The sequence below is a fragment of the Sphingobacterium sp. UBA5789 genome (assembly GCF_002418355.1).
Classification (GTDB): Bacteria; Bacteroidota; Bacteroidia; order Sphingobacteriales; family Sphingobacteriaceae; genus Sphingobacterium.
This window is the reverse complement of the sequence record NZ_DIDX01000004.1, coordinates 73489-90725: the sequence shown is the minus strand read 5'-3', so window position 1 is coordinate 90725 and position 17237 is coordinate 73489. Positions and strand designations below refer to the sequence as shown.

At 39.7% G+C, this 17237-nt stretch carries 15 protein-coding genes; 3 read left to right on the top strand and 12 right to left on the bottom strand.

Features of this window, described 5'->3' with window-relative positions; all coding sequences use genetic code 11:
- Window positions 1–14: 14 nt before the first annotated feature.
- The 5 genes from B4B65_RS09765 to B4B65_RS09745 all read right to left on the bottom strand — a co-directional run bounded on the left by B4B65_RS09765 (window position 15) and on the right by B4B65_RS09745 (window position 8362).
- A complete protein-coding gene (locus B4B65_RS09765; RefSeq protein ID WP_293915473.1) occupies window positions 15–1166 on the bottom strand; it encodes a TlpA disulfide reductase family protein in 1152 nt (383 codons plus the stop codon).
- Window positions 1167–1206: 40 nt separating this feature from the next.
- Complete coding sequence (locus tag B4B65_RS09760; protein ID WP_293915471.1) at window positions 1207–2643, bottom strand: RagB/SusD family nutrient uptake outer membrane protein; 1437 nt, start codon at window positions 2641–2643, stop codon at window positions 1207–1209.
- An 18-nt stretch (window positions 2644–2661) separates the two neighbouring features.
- Entirely contained in the window at window positions 2662–6288 is a 3627-nt protein-coding gene (locus B4B65_RS09755; RefSeq protein WP_293915469.1) for a SusC/RagA family TonB-linked outer membrane protein, read from the bottom strand.
- A 227-nt stretch (window positions 6289–6515) separates the two neighbouring features.
- A complete protein-coding gene (locus B4B65_RS09750) occupies window positions 6516–7646 on the bottom strand; it encodes a FecR family protein (RefSeq protein ID WP_293915467.1) in 1131 nt (376 codons plus the stop codon).
- Window positions 7647–7768: 122 nt separating this feature from the next.
- Window positions 7769–8362 (bottom strand): RNA polymerase sigma factor, encoded by a 594-nt coding sequence (locus B4B65_RS09745; RefSeq protein WP_201678872.1) that lies wholly within the window; start codon window positions 8360–8362, stop codon window positions 7769–7771.
- A 343-nt stretch (window positions 8363–8705) separates the two neighbouring features.
- Here B4B65_RS09745 and B4B65_RS09740 point away from each other — a divergent pair, with 343 nt between their 5' ends.
- The 3 genes from B4B65_RS09740 to B4B65_RS09735 all read left to right on the top strand — a co-directional run bounded on the left by B4B65_RS09740 (window position 8706) and on the right by B4B65_RS09735 (window position 10096).
- A complete protein-coding gene (locus tag B4B65_RS09740) occupies window positions 8706–9140 on the top strand; it encodes a hypothetical protein (RefSeq protein WP_293915465.1) in 435 nt (144 codons plus the stop codon).
- Window positions 9141–9266: 126 nt separating this feature from the next.
- Window positions 9267–9488 (top strand): DUF6965 family protein, encoded by a 222-nt coding sequence (locus B4B65_RS21690; RefSeq protein WP_409590247.1) that lies wholly within the window; start codon window positions 9267–9269, stop codon window positions 9486–9488.
- A 137-nt stretch (window positions 9489–9625) separates the two neighbouring features.
- On the top strand, window positions 9626–10096 hold the full coding sequence (locus B4B65_RS09735; protein ID WP_293915463.1) for a hypothetical protein: 471 nt from the start codon (window positions 9626–9628) through the stop codon (window positions 10094–10096).
- Between the two features lie 345 nt (window positions 10097–10441).
- Here B4B65_RS09735 and B4B65_RS09730 read toward each other — a convergent pair whose 3' ends face one another.
- The 7 genes from B4B65_RS09730 to B4B65_RS09700 all read right to left on the bottom strand — a co-directional run bounded on the left by B4B65_RS09730 (window position 10442) and on the right by B4B65_RS09700 (window position 17230).
- Window positions 10442–10984: a hypothetical protein gene (locus B4B65_RS09730; RefSeq protein WP_293915461.1), complete on the bottom strand. Its 543-nt coding sequence runs from the start codon at window positions 10982–10984 to the stop codon at window positions 10442–10444.
- 68 nt (window positions 10985–11052) lie between these two features.
- Window positions 11053–12243 carry a hypothetical protein gene (locus tag B4B65_RS09725; protein WP_293915459.1) on the bottom strand — a complete coding sequence of 397 codons (1191 nt, stop codon included), beginning with the start codon at window positions 12241–12243 and terminating at the stop codon, window positions 11053–11055.
- Between the two features lie 12 nt (window positions 12244–12255).
- Window positions 12256–13092: a type 1 glutamine amidotransferase gene (locus tag B4B65_RS09720; protein WP_293915457.1), complete on the bottom strand. Its 837-nt coding sequence runs from the start codon at window positions 13090–13092 to the stop codon at window positions 12256–12258.
- Window positions 13093–13149: 57 nt separating this feature from the next.
- Window positions 13150–14250 (bottom strand): carboxylate-amine ligase, encoded by a 1101-nt coding sequence (locus tag B4B65_RS09715; protein WP_293915455.1) that lies wholly within the window; start codon window positions 14248–14250, stop codon window positions 13150–13152.
- A gap of 47 nt (window positions 14251–14297) precedes the next feature.
- Window positions 14298–15251, bottom strand: coding sequence for an ATP-grasp domain-containing protein (locus tag B4B65_RS09710; RefSeq protein WP_293915453.1), 954 nt, complete (start codon window positions 15249–15251; stop codon window positions 14298–14300).
- Between the two features lie 43 nt (window positions 15252–15294).
- Window positions 15295–16008 carry an alpha/beta fold hydrolase gene (locus tag B4B65_RS09705; RefSeq protein ID WP_293915451.1) on the bottom strand — a complete coding sequence of 238 codons (714 nt, stop codon included), beginning with the start codon at window positions 16006–16008 and terminating at the stop codon, window positions 15295–15297.
- 16 nt (window positions 16009–16024) lie between these two features.
- Complete coding sequence (locus B4B65_RS09700; protein WP_293915449.1) at window positions 16025–17230, bottom strand: ATP-grasp domain-containing protein; 1206 nt, start codon at window positions 17228–17230, stop codon at window positions 16025–16027.
- Between the last annotated feature and the right edge of the window lie 7 nt (window positions 17231–17237).

The following is a 17237-nucleotide window of genomic DNA, read 5'->3' as shown; positions in this document are numbered from 1 at the left end:
TTAAATGTGATCTATTATGGATTGCTTTTAGATACCAATACTTCTGTTAACTTTTCCTCCAGCGCCTGATGCTTCAGTTCAATAGCAATGATATTACCCTGCGGGTCAATCAAAAAATTCTGTGGAATGCCTGTTACACCATATTGCAAGGCAGCAGCATTACGCATTCCTTTCAGATCGCTCAATTGTATCCAGGGCAATCCATCTTGCGCAATGGCCTCTAACCAGGGCTCACGCTTGCTATCCAGCGAAACAGCAATAATTTCGAAGTTGTGCTCTTTAAACTTCTCGTAAGCTTTAACCATATCAGGATGCAGATCACGGCAAGGGCCGCACCAGCTTGCCCAAAAATCTAGCAGCACATATTTGCCTTTGAAAGAAGATAGCCTGACAGGACGCCCCTGTGTATCATTCATCTCAAAATCCAAAGCTGGTTTGCCAACTGTAACTTTCTTCGACGCTTTTAGCTGGATACTGAGTTCGCGACCCATATCGGTATTTTTTATACGATTAGTCAGAGTATTGAACAGTGACTCAAACTCAGGATTAGAGATACCCCCATTAAACAGAAGTAAATAAAGACTGACATAAGAATCCGGATGTGTCAGGATAAAATCTTTTTGGATCTTTTTTCTGGCCTCATTAAAATCAGGTGCCTCAGCACGCAATTTCGCCATTGCTACTGTATCATTGGTTCTATGAAACTGCTGCATTTTTTCTGAGAAAGATTTCATCTGTTCGTCTGGCTCTTTCGTTTGTTCTTTATACAATTGAAGATCAGCTTGTGCCGTAGTCCCGGTTATCCTTGCGGTCTTCATATTTTCGCCTTTGACCACAAATGCTTTATTTTCCAACATAAAATCCTGTTGATCAATCTCATAAAATCTTCTCCAATCGCGAGGATCGATTTCTTTTCCCACAACACTCATAGTCAAATTGGCCCTCGTCAGGTCTCTGGCTAATTTTCCCTGAAAGGAAAAAACACCATTCTTAACGAGTGTGGAATCTCTGATTTTATCCTTAACCCCTGAAGGATTCGGGTATTCGAGGATTACTTTTTTCCCTTCGTGGTTTCCGGTAAGCTTTCCTTTAATGGAAAAACTTTCCTGTCCATTGGCGCATAGCGCTGCCAGGCTAACTAATGTAGCTGTTAAAATTTTTTTCATTACACTTGATTTTAGCTAAATTTTTAAATCATTTATTTCACTATGGATTATTCTGCATACCAGGATTCTGATCCATTACCTTTTGTGGAAACCGAAGTACCATGCGTTCGGGTTTTAAATCATAGGTAGCCATAACTTCTCCCGTTTCGCTATAGAGCCTATGCGTATAATGGGTATCACTGAATAAAGGGTCAACAGATAAACGGCGCATATCAAACCAACGATAGCCGCTGAGTGCGAATTCGCGGACACGCTCTGACAGAATAAATTTGAGCAATGCCAATTGTTGCCCTGCAATGGATGCCGGGACAAGGGCATTTGCTTCAGGCATCCTGTTCTTGCGCAACGCTTCCACATCGAGCCTTGCACCAGCCAAATCGCCCATCCTCGCCTTACTTTCTGCCCGGAGCAAATACAGATCAGGCAGCACAACTCCATACTGAAAAGTAGTTGGCCCCATTTTCCGAAGTAGACCTGTCGGATAAGCTGGTCCATAATATGCGGACGCGGAGTAGAATTTTAACCGGAGATCAGCGGAATCAAACAATGTAACTGTCGGCTTGTCGATGACTAGTTCATTATAGATAAAAGTCCAGAAATTACTAGACTGCTTATTATATAAGATCTCCCGATTGTTTGCTGTATTTGGATAATTAGGCCCATAAATACCCATTGGTAAAAACTCACCGCCAGGAGCCAGAGTTTTATTGTAATCATACAGGGCGATGGGAATAGCAGAATTATTCACAGCAAGCAGCGAAGCATTTAAATGCGGTAAGGCCAGGTCCGGTTTTCCCATAAAGAGATATACCTTGCCCAACAGACCCTCAGCCGCAGCTTGGGACATCCGTAGGGAATGCGTCGTTCGAGCCGGTAAATGGGGAATTGCCTTGACTAGATCATCGACAATAAAATCATAGACTTCCTGGACGGTAGCTCTGGTAAATTTCGTTTCGGTGACATCTGCCTTAGTTATAATCGGATAGCCCGGATCTGTTGCTGCCGTACTGCTACTATAGGGTTTAGCAAAATAGTTGACCAGCAAAAAATATGTCCAGGCTCTTCCAGCCATTGCTTCAGCGGCTATCGATTGTTTCTGCTGTTCGGTCCCATCCGTGGCCGCAGGCAATTCATTTATAATCTTGTTATAGGTATAAATATTTCTCATCGGCATATCCATTTCTATCGCATCCTGATCGCGTTGGTAAATCACATCCTCCCAGCGAAAAAGCCGCTGTGTCCGTTGATCAGAACCATCAAAATAAGGTTGTACCGCAGCTATTTCATCACTCATAATCACTTGAGAGCTGGTACTTATATTGGAAAGATCCAGGTTGTTGAGCAGCAAGTCATAATCGGCCACCTTTTGTGCAATAAGGCGACCCTTAGGGGTGACTTCCAGAAAGTCCTTTTTACAGGAACATACAAGAGCAACAAAAGCCATCAGGGCTATTCCTGTTTTATGTTTATTTTTCATTGTCATCTGTACTTTAAATTAAAATTTTACATTCACGCCGAATGAGACGGTTCCCTGATTGAATCGCATGCTGCGTATTCCTGAGGCTGCATCTATAAATTCTGGATCTATATCATCTTTATTGGCTTTCCACAGCATGAGGTTGGATAACTGCATACGCAGGGTAATCTGCTGCGTGTGTAGCCTTTCCAGTAGAGAAGAAGGCAGACTATAGGCTAAAGTAATGTCCCGAAGTTTGATATAAGAAGCACTTACCACATTTAAATCGCCATAAGTATAATACCCTACATCCCGTCTCGTAAAACTCAATGAGGAATTGGAGACATAAGAAGGGATCGAGGTAAGCAGCTCATCACCCGGCTGTTTCCACCTGTTGGCAAAATCACTGTGCAGATTTCCACTTGTAAGTCCTGCCCGAAGAGCATCCGAATGATAAAGCCGATATGTGTAGACCGTATTGACATCTTTGCGCATCACATGCCCCAGATTGAAGATTGCATTCGCACTCAGGCTCAACCCATTATAGGAAATGATATTCGACAAACCACCACTCCACACAGGCTGAAAGGTTCCTTTGAAAGAAACATCGTCCGCGGCGGCAGCATCACGTTCGGTTGTGACCGTCCCATCCGCAAGACGAATTCTGGGATCGCCAAGTTCGTTCAGACCGGCAAAGTTGTAAGCAAATAACGCGAAGGCGGGAAATCCTTCCACATAGTTTTGCCAGATACGGTTCATACTGGAGAAAACAGCCGATTCATCATTCAATTTAGTTACCATATTCTTATTGTAAGCAAGATTCACTACAGTGCTCCATCGAAATTTCCCTTTTGAAATGTTTAAAGTATTCAGATTAAGTTCAATTCCTTTATTCACCATATCTCCCAGATTACCTACAATACTGGAATAGCCGCTGAAGGCATTGGTAGGCAATACACCAAGCATATCGGTAGTGGATTTTTTGTAAAGATCCAGCGTACCGCTGATACGATTGTTGAATGTTGCAAAATCAACCCCTAAATTTATATTTCGGGTACTCTCCCAAGTAAGCTTTGAATTGGATGGTGTAGCAATAACAACCCCGGTTCTATTTGGCAGGAAACCATTTTGGACGGCGCGTAAAATATCCTGCGAGGCCGCAATCCCAGGATCGGGAGAGTTACCGGTCAAACCATAAGTCGCCCGCAAGGCAAGATTATCCAGCCATTTTGTATCGGCCATAAAAGATTCGCTACTTAAGATCCATTTGCCGCCAATGCTCCAGACAGGTCTGTTTTGTGCCGACTTATCCAATCCAAATAAATTACTTCGGTCCACACGAAAGCTTCCATTTAAAGCATATCTATGTTTATAGGTATAGGCGAGATTAGCATAATAGGAAATAAACCGGGTCAAGCGCTCGCTCTGAAGAAAATTATCATTGCTCAAAAGACTGCGGTTACCAAAATTTGGCATGACCGGATTTCCTACTCCTGTGATACCAAGCGTAGCATAGTCGATGGCACCATAAGTCTGTAGTAATTCATTATAGCCCCGCACTGTACTGCCATTTGTATTTATCAGTGCTTCCTGCACCTCCTGCCCGGCCAAAGCTGTTAATTGATGTTCATCCTCATTCCAATTTTTAGTATAACTCAATAAGTTCCTGACCGTCCAGCTCTGTCTATGCTGATTACTAATCGTGTACTTCCCTCCACTAGTGGGTAGGTAGTAAATTGGGGTGGATTGGGCTGTAGGTGCGACAGTAAATTGCACGAGTTCATTCCTCACCTGGTAACTTTTGGCATCATCATACTCCTCGGTTTTACTCGTACCTTTTGTGAACCCATACGTTCCCTCAAATTTTAACCCATCCCATAACTTAATACTTGTATTTAGCACATTACGGCTCAAGAAATTGCTCCCACGGTTATAACCATAATTGACTTCTTCTAAAGGACTGTAATTCAAATTGATACGGCTTCGTTGTTCAAAATCAGCTCTGACTTCTTCACTTAACGAACCCATATAGGGTATGGACAGGTTTACACCGTTATGATCTTGCAGCAATTGATACGGATAGAAATTGTAATCAGCCATCACATTTCGTTTGCTGCTGTTAACGCCATAGGTCAGATCACTGATCAGATTGACCTGCATAAATTTTCCGATCTGTACATCCTGCCGTAGATTTAGTTTATAAGTGTTATCCTTCGCACCAGGGTAATTACTGACCAAACCGGTATAAGCACCTGACCCGTAAAAAGAATAGATATCTCCCCCTTTTGACATCGATAACGTATGATTCATCAATGAAGCATTTCGATAAGCAAGATCTTTAATCTGAGACCTGTTGTCCAATGCGGATAGACTGTCCAAACTTGCTTTGGCCATTGCCGGGCTGATCAAACCTCTTGACAAATCATACTGAATCCTTTGATGAGGTGCTATTCCACTGCCTCCTGATGTATAAGGAAATACAGTTTCCCAGGGATAGATTTCCGGATCAAATGTCTCGATAGCGGCCTGGATAAATTCAGGGCTATTCAGTGTCTTAAAATAAGCCAGATCGGGTTTGCCCTGAAAATTGATAAATGCGTCATAGGTAATCTTCAGTTTGCCATCAGGAGTGCCCTTTTTTGTGGTAATGACAATCACCCCATTAGAGGCTCTTGCCCCCCAGATGGATGCTGCAGTTGCATCTTTCAAAACGGTCACGTCCGCTACATCCTGTGGATTAATACTCGAAACATCATCAATAGGTATACCATCTACAACATATAGCGGATTTCTATTGGTACCAATATAAGCTGGATCATTGGGTCCCCCATTTTTATTACGCACACCAATGGTCGAAAGTCCTCGGATTAAAAATGGGTTTTGGCTTGCACCGGGCGAATTATTGACGGTCAGACCAGCTACTAAACCATCCAGACGCTGCAAGATGTTCATGCTTCCGGTCCGGTTTTCGAGAATAGTCATATTAGGCTTGGCGTAGGATCCGGCACTACGTTCTTTGGAAATCGTCTGATAGCCCGTATTGATGACCTGAACTTCCTCCAGTACCCCTACAACTTTCTGCATCTTGATCTGTCCGATATTGGAAGATGCCGATACCCTCCTTGGTTCGAACCCCACATAGGATATTAGTAAAGTTGCTTTTTCGTCAACGTCTTTGAGCGTAAATTCACCATTTGTATTGGTTCTTGTGGAATGCGTGCCCCCTATCACAGAAATAGAGGCATCCGGCAATGGCCTGCCATTTTCATCCACAACTTTTCCGGTGATGTCAATCGGATTATTTGAGTCGGAAAAAAGATCGCTCGCTTCTTCCGGAGGTTTTCTTTTAGCCGTTTTTTCAGCGTTTAGAGAAACCTGTTTGGAGCTTGCGTCATGTGTGCTCGTAATCACGACCGATTTACCCTCAATTGAAAAGCTGAGATTTCGACCTTTAACAATGGATTGTAAGGCCTGAGTAAGGCCTACATTTTTCAGCTCCACGTTGATCGATCGATGTTGTTGTAAAATATCTTTATCTAACAAAAAGTCATATCCCGTCTGCTGTCGCATCTGTTTTACTACCCGTTCCAAAGTAGCATTTCGCTCCGATATCGTAACATGCTGCGCATACGTAGCCCCATAGGTATGCATTAATAAACATGTCATGATAAAAAAGATTAATTTCATAATCAACAATAATTTAGGTGATGACCGCTTGTGGTAAAAAATACCCAATAGCGCATTTTTTTTCATACTTTTGTCTTGGTTAGATGGTTCATAACTGATTTGTGTTGTTTGTCTTTAAATGGCATTTTCAGGTCCTGCATCATTTTTCCACATATCCGCGAGGTGGTAGGACACCTTGCGGTCTTTACAGAACTCATAATAAAATTTTAATTGGTCACTATAATTGTCCTTTCTTTAATTTTAAATTTCACCTTATTTGTTCTCTCAATTTGTCGTAACGTTGTGATCAGGTCATTTGACCTGGAGATGAATCCCCATAACTTCAGTTCTTTGGTCGTATTTTCCGTAAATTGTACTTCCATATTGTACCAATGTCCCAGGGATAACATGACTTCGGAAAGTTCCCCATCGATTTTAAAATATCCATTTTTCCAGGCAAGTATATCTTCGGTATCTTGCTCGTGAACGTCAATATTACCGAGCCGGTTAACGGCCTGTTCACCGGGTCTGATCGTCTGCTCACCTTTGGCTGTTACCACATTGACCCGACCCTCCACAAGTGTAGTCCGGACAAGTCCTTTCGATTCTGAATATGCATTGACGTTAAAATGGGTTCCGAGAACGCGCACCTGTTGCGATGCTGTCGCAACAATAAACGGACTATGGTTCTTACTAATCTCAAAATAGCCCTCACCTACTAGCTTAACAATACGTTTTTTACCATTCCCAAGATCAGAACCAAAGGTCAGACTGGATCCCGCATTAAGCCAGACTTTGGAACCATCCGGCAAAACAATCTGGTAGGTTTCACCATTTCTTGTTGTAATGATATTGTTGATGGCTTCGTCTTCATTTTTTATTACAGTATTCGGGCTGTAAACAACCACTCCCTCCGCATTCTTAGAAATTGTTATCCCTTGTTTAGTCAAGAGTTGCCCCACTTTAGCGTTAGATAGATCTATCACCGAACCGTCCGACATCGTCAGAGTTGCTCCGGACTCCCCTGCCTTAATTTCCGGACCAGCGTATTCGTCTACCGTGTACACCTGTTGTTTTTCATATATTTTATAAATTCCAATACTCCCAATAATGATTAAGATAGCGGCTGCATAAGCAATCCAACGTCGCTTTGGCAACATTTTTACAGGACGCTGTGGTTGTTGGTTAATTGCATTCCACATCTCCGACTTTATCCGTATAAAATCTTCCGGGGAATCAATTGCAGATTCTCCCATACGGCTGAAAGCATACCATTCTTCGACAACACGTCTTTCTTTATGTGTTGCTGTGCCCGAAAGATATTTTTTCACAAGTTGTGCTCCAAGTTCCTTTTCCATAGTCGAAATGAAGATTTATAACCGTTTACTAATATTATACAGTTAAGAAAAGCTTTGGGAGTAGAAGAATTAAAAAAAAATAAAAGTTTGTTAATAATAAGGATATGGAAAATATTAGAGGCTTAGCTACCTCGCATAAAGACCAACAGCAAGACCCCCAGAGAATGATAATCGGAGAGTCTGACTTTTAGAATTTTAAGCGCATTCTGTACTTGTTTTTTCACTGTGGATTCGCTCACATTGAGTCTTTCTGCAATTTCGCGGTGTGACAGATCTTCCAATCTGCTTAATTCAAACACCTCCCGCATCTTCGTTGGTAGTTTTGCGATTTCATCTGTGATCAAAAGCATGAGATCCTTTTCATCTAACATTTCAAGTGTTTCATCGCTTACTTGCAGGCTATACTTCCCGATTTCAGCCAAATAATCGCTCTTTGTTTTTCCCCTTTGGATATAGTTCAGTACTCTGTTGCGCGAGGCGACATATAAGTAGGAAGAAATACCGACATTATCTCTGATGAGATCTGACTTCTCCCAGATTGAGGTAAATAGATCCTGTACGAGATCTTTAGCAGCATTCTCATCACGAAGCATTTGGTTGACCTTATAATAGATCATCATGCTGTATCGATCGTAAATTTCGGCAAACGCCTCCCGATCCCTTTGCTTGAGCAAAGAAACAAGATCACTATCAGTCAAAACTTTATATTTGTCCATTTAAATTACAGAACCGCATGAAAAAATACGGGACATTAAACAACATAGGAAATATCAAAATTTGTTTATGTACTACAATAGTAGGAAAATAATATAAAATAAGTTTGATTTTTGCAATTTTAATGTTTTAGATATGGTCCTGAGTAACATCACTATGACGGTATTTTGTTTTCATAAAAAGTTTAAATAAACAGATATAACCAAGCTTTTTTATTATATTACAACAAAGTAAAACAACGATTCGATTCCTAATATTTTAAAAACAATGCTGTGTACTATAATGGGCAAGTTAATGTACAATCCAGACTTGATCTATTGAAGAGACGCCATAAAAATTTATAATATGACTAAATCACTCCTCCTCTTCTTAATCCTGATACTGGGGTACACATGTTCTTTTGCTCAGGAAAATAATGAAAAACTTATAAAATCATTTTTAAAGGATATTTATGAAACAGAAACTATTCCTGATACATTTTTAGACCACTACTTTACTCAAGGCATTGATCCTGCTAAAAAAGAAAAGATTATTAATAATCTGACGAATCTAAGGAGCACAATCGTCCAAACAATTGATAAAGAAAAACTTCCCTCTCTGGAAGTAAAGAGCCCTTCTATAAAATCAGAAAATCCCAATGCTAACACAAAACCTTTTGTAATTCCATTAAATGCAGATTACAGTCTGGGATTTTGGGTGGGTGATAACAAAATCAAAACGATTCTATGGTTAAAACCGTCCGATTTTTCGACCACAATTTACTATGATGTAAACATGTAACAGATTAGACATGAAATAAATAATACAAATCCCCGTTATGATATCAGGCGACTAAGCTTTACACCTGCCGGGCAGAAATAAATCTAACTGGCACAAACAAAGTAAGTTTCTAGATGTTAAGCAATTATGGGCTTTCAAAGTTTGGAAATCAGAGAGCTAAAAACATATTTCGAATCGCATAAAATACCGTATGAAATAATGTTGCCGAATAACGTTCATATACGTGACGTTAAAGGTTTTATCAATGTATGTTTTGAATACATTGAGGATTGGGGAGTAGAGCTAGAAAAATGTCCATTATGGATAAAGTTATTAGAGATTAAAACGATTCTAGATTCTTCAAAATAATAAATCAGAAGATGCGAGGTTTATTTATGTAAAATAATCAGCGGGATTAATGTCCCGCTTTTTTATTTACACTACTTCTTACACCTTACAAAAGACTTCAGAAGGAAATAGCACAGTTGCTCATTTATAAAGATGTGATGAGAAAAAGCAATCCGGTAAACGGAACAGTTTTTGTTAATTCCTATGGAAAAACAGAAATGACTTTAACGCCGTATTTTTTACTTCTTTTCCACTTATCTTTTCTCCCGCATAGTAATAGCCACATTGTACACCAGAAACCCGGTATACAAAAAAAATGGAAGATCGTTTCGGAAGAAATTACGTATCTGAATCCTGACCACAGTAGAAATGACAGTCTCAGGGGCAGAACTGATTATTCAAGGTCTGAAAAGGACACTATACACTTTCTTGTGGATGGTAAATTCAATTCAGTCGATGGGAACGGATCTTACACTTTATCGGGAGATTCGATACACATGAATATAGGAGAGGAAAAATCTTCTTTCGCATACCAAGTATCAGATTCGACCCTCACCATGAGTCAGGATTATAAAACACCATCTTATCTGAGAAGAGTGACACTTCATTTGAAAGTCCTCCAAAAATAAAAATCAGTATATAAAAAAAAGCGAGGCTTAAAGCCACGCTTTTTTTATACAAATCACTGTATTAAATATAGTTAACAACTATAAAAGATAATAATCAATCATGATCACCGGAATATCCTTTTTTCCTCTCTACCAGCAAAAAGACAAGCGTTAAAGCTGAAGACAAGCAACTGCTGATAAGTATCCATTTTAGATCGACACTATCATCCCAGAAATAGGACAGCAGATAACTTACTGCAAAAAAGACAAGAAAAAAGATGAAGATATATACAAAATTTCTCATATGATCAGACTATTTTCAAGTCATTAAGATATATAATTTTTATTGGATTTTCGGATCTAGTTTTAACCACCATAATTATAAGGTGCAGAAAACTCTCCATCAGTAACAGTGATCAGACTGTTGTCATCTCCTTTCAGCACGCCACTGAATTTACCTTTTACACCCCAGTCACTTAAGCTTGTAATCGTGAGTTTAAACGAAGTACCCTCTGTACGTCCCCCACTCCAGGTAGAAGTTCCGGTGTTCGTATTGCCGTTATAGTTTTGTACAAAATAATTCGCATCCAGTTCAGGAACTAAACCTCCGGCAACTTCATATGTTTTTTCCTGAGCTCCTTCCGGAAGTACCAGACTAAATCCAAATCCGGGTGATCGAGCTATATCATCATTTTCCCTACCAGCCACCACGACAAAATGAATCAGTTTTTCGGATGGCGGATCATTTGCATTCACATGAAAAGCAAACTCTTTCAATTTACCATTGAATTTGCAGCGCAGAAATACATCCTGATTATCATTATCAGGTTTATTATCACTTTTTGAACAGCTCACAGACAGAGCTAAGACAAAAATAACAGAAAGCAGAAAGAAAAACTTATTTTTCATATTTTAAATTAAATGTTAATTGTTTGTTTCGAAATTTATCAAATATCATACCCAAATAAGGTTATTCATTATTTAAGATCATTTTCCATAAATGCCATTGTACTCCCTATCCAGATCGCATCCTTTTTATTAAAGTTCACATTTACCATTTCAGCTTTAGTCATCCTTACAATATTTACTAAAATCTCTAATTCGCTACTTCCCTCTGCTTTTCCGAAGAGCAGTCTGATTTCAGCTTTAGAGAATTCTCCGTTTATATCCTCAAATATCGGAGCATAGTTTACCTTTTGTTGCAGGATATAATTCTCTTTATCCTCAATTTTGTCAACATCTTCCTGAGTCGGATGTATATTTACACCGCTCCCGGCAAAAGAAAAAAGTGGTTTTAACACATACTGGCTATAGTCCAGATTTTGAGGGCTCTCCTTCAAAAAATAGCTTTTGGGTACATATGCATGATTTAGCTTAGGCAGAATGAATTTAGAAACCTTAAAGAACCAGTTCGGGTGCGTTACCCATGTCACATCTACATCATCAGTAAAATGAAAATCTGTTTTCAGATCCGGAATATGATCTATTTCATCAAAGATCACCCTATTGTAAATACGGTTTACTCTTATTTTTTCACCATTGTTTTCATAGAAAAGTCGACGTCCCTCTTTGATCAGTTTAGTGAGACAAACGGTCTTAATACCCAGAAAACTTTCCGTAACTTTAAAATCTATGGCTGTTTTCTGCTGCTCCGGATATATTTCCAGCAGAATAACATTTTCGGGATTTTCGTCTCCTACAACGATCTTTTTCAACTTTTCTATGTATGCATCTAATGGAATACGCCTTTTGAAATTATCCAGAAAAGGATATACAGTACGAAGATTCTCTTCGTACTGACGCTGAAAACCAAATAGCGAAGGGAAAGCCTGAAGTTCAATAAGCTGAGGCTCCAGCTCTCCCGATTTATTTTTGCATATTCCGAAATCAACAGACAGAAAATGACAGTGTGTATCATCTCCCGGCACAATGGAACCAGATGGTATGGCTTTACTAAGCTCCTCTGCAGAAAAGGCATCTATCTGCTGAATAATAGATTCAGCAGCACCAAATAGTTTCTCCTGAAAGGCTTTATCAATGAAAACCGGACTTTCAGAAAGTCTAAAACCAATATCAGTATCCGAATACTGCTGGCAGATATCTATTAATTGCTGATACTTCTCTGATGAGAAAGCTTCATTAAATTGTTTTCTGAAATGAGCTATCATACGGTTATGTTTTTATACCAGAGAAATAGATTTGAGCACCTGTTTGGCTGCAAATGCTAAAAATCTGGGCAAAATTTCTCTTCTTGTTAATACTACTTTATCCTGATCATTAATGCGATCAACAGTTTCCTGATATTTCTCCAGTCCATGATCTTCGATAATACTGTTTCTGTATTTTTCAATCTTTAATGCTTCCATGAATCCTGTCGGATCTGCTTCCGGATGAAACTGTGTTCCGAATATTTCGTCAGAAAACCGGATAGCCATTACAGCTCTTTCCAGATCAATATGCGGCCGTATCTTTTCCAATGCCGTAATCTTCATTCCATATTTATCAAGGTGATCAGACTTAGGACGGACAATCTTATAGGCTCTGGAATCTACAGCATAAAAAGGTTCCGGAAGATTCTTCAACATAAAATCCTGTTCCGCATCTTCTGTTTTGTGAATAGGCATAACTCCGAAAGAGTATGATTTTCTTGGTATGACTTCTGCCAGATCCCAGTAAATACAGGCCAGCTGGAAGGAATGACAGATTAGAAACAGGTATTTTTTAGCTTCATTTTCTTTATTATGTTTCCATATTGCATTCAGAAAACGCAAAAAGCTTTCTTCCCAGGCATACCCTTCTTTATGAGGATTTCCGGGACCACCGGAGGAGATAAAAATATCAAAATCCTGAATATCCGGCATTTCATATCTGGAACGGACATCAAAAAGCTCTATGCAGACTGCATAATCTGCATCTGCCTTAAAAGCTTCTGATATATCTTTAATATTACGCATTCCCTGATTGGGGTAATTGTTGTTCATATCGAGTAAAGCGATCTTCACCTCATGATTTATCATATATAAATTTTCTATTGTAGAACGATATAAAAAGCTGTTAATTCATTAATGGAAATATCAAAGCACTGATTTCTCGGTTTCGCAGATCATGTAATCGACAACCTTCTTTATGTCTCCCGTATCCTGAAAAACCGATAGCTGCCGGTCTGCTCCTGTTCCCATTTTGACAATCTGACGGGCATATTCAACTTCCTTACGGCAACCTAATCCATCTACAACATCATCTATAAAATCCAGTAATTCATCTAATAAAATCGCATAAGGGACACTTGCTTCTTTACCAAAATCTATCAGATCAGCATGTATTCCGTCTTTAGATGCTCTCCATTTATTTTCGCTGAGCAATAATCTGCGATAGGAACGGAAACTAATATTCTGCTGGTGCATTTTATATATCTTTGCGACTAAGGATTGCATGATCGCAGCCAGACATATTGTTTCGTCAATAGTGAAAGGCATATCACAGATTCTGAACTCTATGGTCGGATAAAACGGATGTACCCGAAGATCCCACCATATCTTTTTGGCGTTATCTATTGTACCGGTTTTGATCATCAGATTGACATAAGCATCAAATTCAGCCACACTGCCAAAGTAACTGGGAATACCTGTTCGGGGAAATTTGGCAAAAACTTCCTGACGGTAGGATTTAAAACCAGTAAGACGTCCTACCCAAAAAGGCGAATTGGTAGAAAGCGCATAGACATGTGGCAGAAAATAACGCATCACATTCTGTATTCGTATTCCTTCTTCCCGATCAGGAATTCCGATATGTACATGAAGACCAAATATCAGGTTGGATCGTGCCACATCGCCCATATCGTTCACAATTTTGTTATAACGTTCCGCTTTGGTAATGATGTTGTCTTTCCAATGGGAAAACGGGTGTGTCCCACCTCCTGAAACCCGGAGTCCCTGATCGTGGGCTATTTTTACCAGCTGTCGCCGGAGTCCTGTCAGTTCTTCACGTGCATGTTGAATATTCTCACAAATACCGGTTTCCATTTCCACCATGGATTCGTGCATTTCATGTTTCAGATTTTCACTTAAAATAGCCTTTCCGCTTTCAATAATCTTGGAAACATGTGATACCAGATCTCTGCTCTCCGCATCGATTATCTGATATTCCTCTTCTATACCTATTGTAAACTTGTGCATTTTGGTTAATTTTTTGGTTTTACCTTCTGAGAAAAATCCCTGTATTCTTATCGGATTGAATCCTTGACAAATGTTCCCCACGAGATATTCGGGTTACCGGGAGTATATTCCTTTGCCTTCTCTATGGCAAGTTTAGCTGCATGCTCTACTATCCAGGCAAAATTTTCCTCACCCACCGAGTTTTTGTCCGCATCAGGTGCGGGGTTACAAAAATCAATAGCATAGGGTATACCATCCCGTACTGCAAATTCCACCGTATTGAAATCATAGCCTAAAGCCTGGTTCATCTTAATGGTATAGTCCTGAATAGTTTTTAGCAGATCCTTCAGCTGTTTTCCGGAATATTGAGACTGGGCAGCATATCGCAAATGGTGAGGATTCCGCGGTTCATAAGGCATAATATGAACATATTTTTTACCTAAGCAATATACACGGTAATAGTCCTCGAAGATGATCTCCTCCTGTACCATCATCACCAATTGATTGGTCTCTTCAAGTTTTTTCCATAAGTCTTCAGGATTTTCAACACGGTACACATTTCTCCAACCGCCTCCGTCATGGGGTTTCATATAGGCCGGGAAACCTACATAATCAAAGATATACTGCCAATCGTGTGGAAAGCTGAGGTTTCTGAATGATGTTTCAGAAGTGTTTGCAGGTCTTTGATGCGAAGGGAGCAAGACAGTCTTGGGTAACGGAATACCCAACTTACTCATTAATGCATTGTTGAAGAACTTTTCATCAGCACTCCACCAGAAAGGATTATTGATGACATAAGTGCCATTGAGAGCCGCATTTTTGAGATAGGCTCTGTAAAATGGCACATCCTGTGATATACGGTCAATAATAACAGCATATCCATAATCTGCACCCTGTTCCAAAATGTCTATTTTTACAGGCTCAGCGATTATTTTACCTTTTCCCAATTCATTTACTTTATCAATAAATGCCCACGGAAATGTATCTTCCATTCCGAAGAGTATTCCAACTTTCTTTGCCATAATATTATATTTTTAGGTTAATTGTATGTGTTTTCTTTCCTTTTTATGAAAAATAAGCGGCTATAAATCTGGGAAAGACCATCCTCCATAAGGGCCAGTCATGATCAATCCATTTGGCTTCATCATACCAGTGATCAATTCCTTTGGATCGTAAGATATCTGACATTCTCAGATTCTTATCCAGACATACATCCTGATCAGAGGTACTGAGCACAATGTGCATATGACCAAACTTCCAGGAAGCATCGTTCTGCATAAATTCTTCAGGGCAATTAAAATAAACGGTGTCACTGCTGAATCCATCCATAAAATTGCGGATGGAAAATGCACCAGACATAGCAATCAGATGTGATACTACATCAGGAAACCGAAAGGCAAAATTGGTAGCATGATAGGCTCCGAAGCTACATCCGGCAACAGCTACACGATGTACATTGTGGGTCTTCTGAATAAAAGGAATATACTCCAGGAAAAGAAACAGCATATAATTTTCATAACGGGCTATCCGCTCATGTGGAGGAATATGCGTGTTGTAGAAATTTTCCTCATCCAGTGTTTCCAGATTAAAGAGTTTTACTTTACCATTTTTAGTAAAATAATTCACGGATGCATTGAGATTAAAATCAGCATTCTGAACAAAACTACCCTGAGAAGTAGGAAACATAATAATGGGGTAGCCGTAATGTCCCGTTACCTGTATATTAATAGTTCTTCCCAGCATATGGGAATAGTAGTCTGTATATTCTACTTTTGGCATGTTTTGATTTTTTAAATTAGGAAATTGGCTTAGCCTGCGGTGGCAGAATACTCAGATGATGGGTATAGATTCTTTCGGCAGCATTATCCAGAACTTCGTTAATTTTATCTGCAGAATCGGACCGGTACAAAAGGCTGATATGATATTCCAGATCCAGCGATTTAACGAGTTCAGCTGTACGGAAGTCCGTAATATCAGGATATCTATCTTTTGCCAAAGCTATAATAAGCCCTGCAAAACAATCTCTTTTATAGCTAAGCTCATAACTGGATTTATTCAATACTGCAGTTTCAATCTTCACCCATTCTCTCCAAAGATTAACATGGGTTGCAGCTTCTACCATATCTGCGATATGTGCACCGCCCACCCTGCAGGAGGTTTCGAGAAAATAAAATTTCCCGTCTTCGTTTCCTTTTATAAACTCCGAATGTGTTGTCCCGTGTACAATACCAAATTTTGATAAGACCTGTTGATTTATCTTTTCGAGCGCTTTGAAGTCTTCTGAATCTTCTGCAAGTGTCTTGGTTCTGAAAACTCCTCCTTCATGAGACACAGCCATGGGCGGAGACAAATACTGAGAGCAGGAAATAAATCTGATTTCTTTGTCATAGATGAGACAATCAACATGAAAAACATCTCCCGGTTTAAACACTTCCAGCAGAAAGTGAATCCGGTCGTCATTAAGTTGCTCCATAGCCTGCCACAATCCGGCTGCACTGTGAATTTTTTTTATTCCGCTGGCTGAGGCTTCCGAGCGGGGCTTCAACACCCAGGGTGCGGGGTTTTCTTCTATGAATTTGGCAATAACAGCATCATTAAAAACCGGAACAAAGGGAGGAATATGAATGTCACCATCTTTTGCCATCTGCCGCATTGCCAGCTTATCCCGGAAATATCGGTAAGTCGTTTGCCCCATCCCCTGTATTCGGAAGGTTTCCCGGATTAAGGCCGCTTTTTCTACATCGAAATCATCTAAAGCAATGACGGTATCAATTTCATGGAATTTCATAAGATAAGCGAATCCTTTGATCATGTGATCAGAATTCCAGACGGAAGGTTCAGTTTCCGGCATGTAATAGACTTCATCAATAGCATGCCAGGGCCAGTTTTTGTCTTTCAGGCTTTCAGAAGTAATCAGGATGACTTTATTGCCCAGCTTTTTGCATTCATCCATAAAGTCATAGCCCTTATAATAGCTGGAAAGGCATACAAATGTTCTCATAACTATC

What these genes read in the sequence shown, in the direction of transcription:
- B4B65_RS09765 (WP_293915473.1), bottom strand. Translation starts at nt 1,166, where the DNA reads ATGAAAAAAATTTTAACAGCTACATTAGTTAGCCTGGCAGCGCTATGC.
- B4B65_RS09760 (WP_293915471.1), bottom strand. Translation starts at nt 2,643, where the DNA reads ATGAAAAATAAACATAAAACAGGAATAGCCCTGATGGCTTTTGTTGCT.
- B4B65_RS09755 (WP_293915469.1), bottom strand. Translation starts at nt 6,288, where the DNA reads ATGACATGTTTATTAATGCATACCTATGGGGCTACGTATGCGCAGCAT.
- B4B65_RS09750 (WP_293915467.1), bottom strand. Translation starts at nt 7,646, where the DNA reads ATGGAAAAGGAACTTGGAGCACAACTTGTGAAAAAATATCTTTCGGGC.
- B4B65_RS09745 (WP_201678872.1), bottom strand. Translation starts at nt 8,362, where the DNA reads ATGGACAAATATAAAGTTTTGACTGATAGTGATCTTGTTTCTTTGCTC.
- B4B65_RS09740 (WP_293915465.1), top strand. Translation starts at nt 8,706, where the DNA reads ATGACTAAATCACTCCTCCTCTTCTTAATCCTGATACTGGGGTACACA.
- B4B65_RS21690 (WP_409590247.1), top strand. Translation starts at nt 9,267, where the DNA reads ATGGGCTTTCAAAGTTTGGAAATCAGAGAGCTAAAAACATATTTCGAA.
- B4B65_RS09735 (WP_293915463.1), top strand. Translation starts at nt 9,626, where the DNA reads ATGAGAAAAAGCAATCCGGTAAACGGAACAGTTTTTGTTAATTCCTAT.
- B4B65_RS09730 (WP_293915461.1), bottom strand. Translation starts at nt 10,984, where the DNA reads ATGAAAAATAAGTTTTTCTTTCTGCTTTCTGTTATTTTTGTCTTAGCT.
- B4B65_RS09725 (WP_293915459.1), bottom strand. Translation starts at nt 12,243, where the DNA reads ATGATAGCTCATTTCAGAAAACAATTTAATGAAGCTTTCTCATCAGAG.
- B4B65_RS09720 (WP_293915457.1), bottom strand. Translation starts at nt 13,092, where the DNA reads ATGATAAATCATGAGGTGAAGATCGCTTTACTCGATATGAACAACAAT.
- B4B65_RS09715 (WP_293915455.1), bottom strand. Translation starts at nt 14,250, where the DNA reads ATGCACAAGTTTACAATAGGTATAGAAGAGGAATATCAGATAATCGAT.
- B4B65_RS09710 (WP_293915453.1), bottom strand. Translation starts at nt 15,251, where the DNA reads ATGGCAAAGAAAGTTGGAATACTCTTCGGAATGGAAGATACATTTCCG.
- B4B65_RS09705 (WP_293915451.1), bottom strand. Translation starts at nt 16,008, where the DNA reads ATGCCAAAAGTAGAATATACAGACTACTATTCCCATATGCTGGGAAGA.
- B4B65_RS09700 (WP_293915449.1), bottom strand. Translation starts at nt 17,230, where the DNA reads ATGAGAACATTTGTATGCCTTTCCAGCTATTATAAGGGCTATGACTTT.